Source organism: Acinetobacter sp. YH12021 (assembly GCF_013420145.1).
GTDB classification, from domain to species: domain Bacteria; phylum Pseudomonadota; class Gammaproteobacteria; order Pseudomonadales; family Moraxellaceae; genus Acinetobacter; species Acinetobacter towneri.
The window spans coordinates 1-5,171 of sequence record NZ_VOYT01000044.1 but is presented as its reverse complement, the minus strand read 5'-3'; the positions used below and the strand labels follow the sequence as shown (position 1 = coordinate 5,171).

At 43.5% G+C, this 5,171-nt stretch carries 2 protein-coding genes and 3 pseudogenes; 1 reads left to right on the top strand and 4 read right to left on the bottom strand.

Annotation, left to right across the window (positions count from 1 at the left end):
• Positions 1-152, top strand: a pseudogene (locus tag FTT91_RS14155) (IS5/IS1182 family transposase); the annotation flags it as partial.
• A gap of 55 nt (positions 153-207) precedes the next feature.
• Here the strand turns inward: FTT91_RS14155 and FTT91_RS14150 are convergent.
• From FTT91_RS14150 to FTT91_RS14135, 4 genes and pseudogenes are all read right to left on the bottom strand, one after another.
• On the bottom strand, positions 208-1,554 hold the full coding sequence (locus FTT91_RS14150) for a hypothetical protein (RefSeq protein ID WP_180169680.1): 1,347 nt from the start codon (positions 1,552-1,554) through the stop codon (positions 208-210).
• Between the two features lie 879 nt (positions 1,555-2,433).
• A pseudogene (locus FTT91_RS14145) lies at positions 2,434-2,661 on the bottom strand (transposase domain-containing protein); the annotation flags it as partial.
• A gap of 104 nt (positions 2,662-2,765) precedes the next feature.
• On the bottom strand, positions 2,766-4,427 hold the full coding sequence (gene ltrA / locus FTT91_RS14140; RefSeq protein WP_180169679.1) for a group II intron reverse transcriptase/maturase: 1,662 nt from the start codon (positions 4,425-4,427) through the stop codon (positions 2,766-2,768).
• A gap of 575 nt (positions 4,428-5,002) precedes the next feature.
• Positions 5,003-5,171 (bottom strand): annotated as a pseudogene (locus tag FTT91_RS14135) (transposase); the annotation flags it as partial.

Sequence of the window (5,171 nt, the reverse complement as noted above, 5' to 3'; positions counted from 1 at the left end):
TGGTGGAAACCAAGATGCATTGCATCAAATTATTAGGCGATAAATTAATGGCAAGAAGCTTTCCTAGTCAGGTGAATGAGATCCATGCACGTGTAGCAGTCCTTAACAGATTTACGGAATTAGGTCGACCACTTACCCAAGTTACGCCTTAAATTTGGCTCAATTAGGGGCGCTTTGCATTTCAAATCTTTGTGCAACAAAGCCAATTTAAACTAATTCTAACTGTTCGGCTTCTTCTGTAACTTCAATATCTTCAGCAGCAGAATTTTCAAATTCATCATTTAACCAACGCTGTAATAAACTACGCATTCTTGAGCTTGGTACATAAATATTGATTGGGTTACCTTCACGAATAGCAGAACGCCATATCCATTGGACCATCTCAGATAGAGCGAATACATCTTCCTTAACAGGGAATCCCTTCATAGCTGAAGCTTTAACAACCATTGGATTTGGATATAGGTTCATCAAGTAAGCTAAGTTGGTTTTGTCTTTGTATTCGTTAGTTGCCTTTGTATTGAAGGCTAACCATTCTTCTTTATAGCGTGATCCAGCAATTGCTGAATGTGCTTCTTTAAATGAAGTCCAAAGTCTATCTGACTTTTTCGCTTTAACATGGTTACGGAAATAGTTATCAAGATTTTTTGACAACTGCTCACATAAAGCTTTCTTATTTGATTTGAATTGGCTTGAACTCAATGCTGTAGTTTTAGTACCAATCTCATTAATAAACTTGTTATCTGAAATAGTGACTAAATGCTTAATTTGAGAAGGCTTGTTACCAAAACGGATCAGCTCATACTCAACGCCATACGATTTCAAATACGCTGACATCTGAGAGCCTTCAAACATATAAGTAGCAATCCATACTTCTTTAAAAGATTTCAGTGTATCTATACTCAATTCCCAAACAATCAACTTCTGGTCCACATACAAGAGCTGACCAAGATCACACATTGTTGCTAGGTTTTCGTATTTCGTACCTGTAGGGTCACCACCGTTATCACCATACTTTTCACGATTGAAACGAAGAGTGACAGCATCATCATCAACATGAATCCAACCTAAACGGAAAAGAGCTTCTAACTCTGTAGATGAATGCTCTGTATATACATCATAGACTTGGATTGTTTCGTCAATAATAAGTACATAGTCTTTCGCATCATCCAACATATTTGGTGTTAGGTTCATAAAGAGCTGATGTGTACTGACTACGTTTTCTTTGTTCTTTAACAGGTATTGCAAGCTTTCAGCTTTATTCCCGCCCTTATAGCTTGGATGCTTGAAACGTCTTTCTTTTAATGGAGCATCATCAATATAAGCGTAATGAACGCTAGTATCGTCTTCTGTGGTAATTAAAGGACGTTTTAACGTATCTTCAGGATCGTATGTAGTACCTGAAATACGATGACATTCATCAAGTAATGGAGTGATATAAAGAAAGTTTTGATCTTTTTCTGCTGTTCTAATGTTTTCTATAATTTGAGTAGTCTTACCGCTACCCATCATTGCATCATAAACTTTAAACACTGTGCTTATTTTTCCTATTGGCACGTTTTTTATTCCTCATGATATTTTGTTGTTATGGAAGACTGTTCTTCCCTCTTGAGACAGATTATACAATTTCAAGACAAATAATGTCAATAGCTTGTCTTGAGACTTAGTTTTTGTCTTGAAACCCTTTATTTGTCTAGCTAAATGGTTGTTTTATTTTTAAATTTATAATTGTGGATAAGTAAGACAGGTTTCAGTCTTAATTGATCTTAGGTTTTATACGGCTTTCGCTGCAATTCGATACTCGAATTACAGTGAATTTATAAAGGAAAATTTAAAGGCTGTAGACAAAACCTTGTCTTAGACATTTTATAACTAATTGTTTTTAAAAATGAAAAAAGCAAAAACCTTAAAACAAAAATGTACGGATTCTAGGTACACATAAGCGCACACAGACATAGCACCTAAAGCCTATTTACTGACCGCCCTTTGTTCCTTCCATTACTGTAGCTATTGCCTACAGTCGGTTGGTTGCTCAAACATTTACTTCAGCATAGCTTCGTTGTTACTCGCTATACTTCGTAAAGTTTCGAGCTGAGGTCCATTCTTTTATAACTCAATGTTTTCAACTGATTTTGAAGGAAGCTTAAAAAGTCTTATAAAATAAGGCTAGACAAAACCTTGTCTTGGGACAGTCAAAAAACTCAATTTTTTAGGGCTTTTTTTAACTTTTATCTTAAAGAAGAAATTATAAAAAAATACATATAACTAATTAATAAATATTTAATTAATTTTTAAAAAGAAGAAAAAGAATTGAACGATATATCGAACTCCTTTCAGTCGTTCTCATATCTTCTTATAGAAAAATAGTTGTTCAACCTATAACTATCTAGTTTTGAGTTTGTTTAGTAAGCGTCCGCTGAACCCCATGCCTATTTTTTAATTTGAGTTGGATTTCCAGCGGTGTGGCAGTAACTCTTCAATCTGGGTCACTTTGTGTGTCGGTAACCTTTTCAGCACATCACTTAAATAGGCATACGGATCCAGCCCATTCAGCTTTGCTGACTGGATTAATGTCATGATATTCGCCGCTCGCTGGCCGCTGCGCAGCGAGCCAGCAAACAGCCAGTTCTTGCGCCCTAAGGCCCAAGGTCGCATTTGATTGTCGGGTAGTCAGACGCAGTTACCTACGTCCAACCCCCTAAGAACCGTGCATGCGAGTTTCCCAGCACACGGCTCAAGCCTCTGCTAAGGCGCCATTCGGCACCCGGTTATACATCGTTGACATTGGCAAACTGAACACTCCTCGGACAATACAGATGGTAAATCTCAAGATTAGCAACTGCATCCGTTCCACCATGACTTAGCTTCACAATATGACGGCTGTGCCATGGTGTATCTTTGGTGACTGGTTTAAGACAGGCGCAGCAGCGACCACCTTGTTTTAGCCACACCCGATACAGCTTGGCTCGCCCCTTTGCGGAGACCAGCATTCTTTTACCCCATCGGGATTCGAAGTACTCATCCCATGCGGGGTCATGAGGGTTAGCAGCAGCCTTGATCTTGATATGTCGCACAATTGGCGTGTCCGAGGCAGACACTAATGTGTATTGTCGCTTCCGACCATCAGCGGACTGTTCATCACATGAGAACACCCATCGACGCGCTCCTTGTACTTTGAAATACCGATCTTTGACCCATCGGAGTGTTTTGCGAGGGTGGCGACGTACCGCCCATCGCCAGAGCATTTCCCACACTGCGCTGTCTACCTGGTTGAAAACCTTCTTGGCAACGACATAACTATGATAGTTGGCCCAACCCCTTAGAATAGGGTTGAGCAAACCGATCAAAGTGGCCTGTCGTGTCGCTTTGTTTGCATTGATTAATGCTCGCAGCTTATCGAGATGAGCACTGATGTTTGCCTTTGACGGCTTGATCAGTAGCTTGCCATTGTACTTGCGTACGTTCCACCCAAGAAAATCGAACCCGTTCCCTATGTGCGTGATTTTGGTCTTTTCCTGAGAGAGCACGAGACCGCGCTCCGCCAGAAATTCAACCACGGCAGGGCGAACTTCATTTTCGAGCCACTCTTTAGAATACCCCGTGATGATGAAATCATCCGCATACCGTACCAGTTGCAGCTTTTTGCCTGTCCATTTGGCGTTAGAGAACCTCTTAGCCAGCATCGTTTCCAGTCCGTCCAAGGTCATGTTGGCCAGCACCGGGGAGATAATACCTCCTTGCGGTGTTCCGGAAAGACTGGGAAACAGCTTGCTTTGGTAGACGTAACCGGCTTTGAGCCATTTCCGTAGAATCACCTTGTCCATTGGGAGGTTGGCGATCATCCAGTCATGGCTGATATTGTCGAAACAGCCTTGAATGTCACCCTCTAGCACCCACTCCGCACTTACTTTTCTTGACAGCACACCAAAGCACTGTGCTGCAGCATCCGCGGTTGAGCGTTGCGGTCTGAACCCATAAGAGTTCCGATCAGCGATGGTCTCCGCGATGGGTTCCAAAGCCAGCAGATGGAGCGCCTGCATGGCCCGGCATTTCATCGTGGGTATCCCGAGAGGTCTCATCTTGCCATTTTTCTTCGGAATAAGGACTCTCCGAAGCGGAAGGGGCGTGTAACCTCGCCTCTTCAACGACATCATCGCACCGGTCTTGGCCTTGGGTGTATTCCAAGTCACCTTGTCGACCCCAGCCGTGTTTTTGCCTTTGTTTTCAGACACTCGTTTGACGGCCAATGCTTTGCCACTAAACGAGTGAGTCAGCAGCCATTGCAAAGCTTTCGCCTTGTTATGCCTGCCGTCTTGTACCGCCTTCACAATACGCGCTTGCAGCCCTCTGACATGACGCTGTACAGCAATCCAATCGATGCTGTCCCACGATGTGCTGGAAGGTGCACACGCTGATACTGCTGCATTCATTTGCTCTCCCTCCATTAAAAGGGTTCTACACACTCTCTTGTGATGAGAGACCATAAGGACGTCAGCCCGCTTTCGCGTGGGGTAATGTTTCAACCTCTATCCAACCCATTACAGACTGGCATTCGCTTTTTCCTCGTTCCTTCGCCCGCATCACCATGGGCAGTTTTTGCAAACTGCTTTCCCAATGGGAGTAATACGGGATTTCCACGTTCCGCTTACTGAAGTACATCGGCTTAGGTGCCTGCTATCGACCGGGAGGCGTATGGGTCACGAATGCGTAGTCGAAAGACGCAATTCCCACCTCCATTACCGTTTTGGTTCGAGCGTATCAGCCATTTCCGCTCGTTCAACTTAACGATCGTTACGCAGATTCACATGTGTTCACCATACCGATTATCTAGCCCTTGTCCGGCTATGGCTGCCAGAAGGGTACGCCTCTCACGATTGATACCCCGCACCTTGCGGTGCCTCGTTACATTGTCGAAGGCGCTCTTTATTCAGCCTTCTAGATTCACCCGGTGACACGGGTGGTTCCCGCAGGGGGAACAACTTCATTAAGCGACTTCGTGTCGCACCTCGACCCAATTATTGCAAATCGGTAGATTGCCATCATCCAAATAGCGGCTTAAAGCTGGCCAACGCTTCAGAGTGTAATTGATGGCCTTGGCGGTGGGAGAACTCGATGGCACTGTCAGATGATGTTGGTTGAGCCATTCATATAGTTGTTGCATCACTGGTTGACTA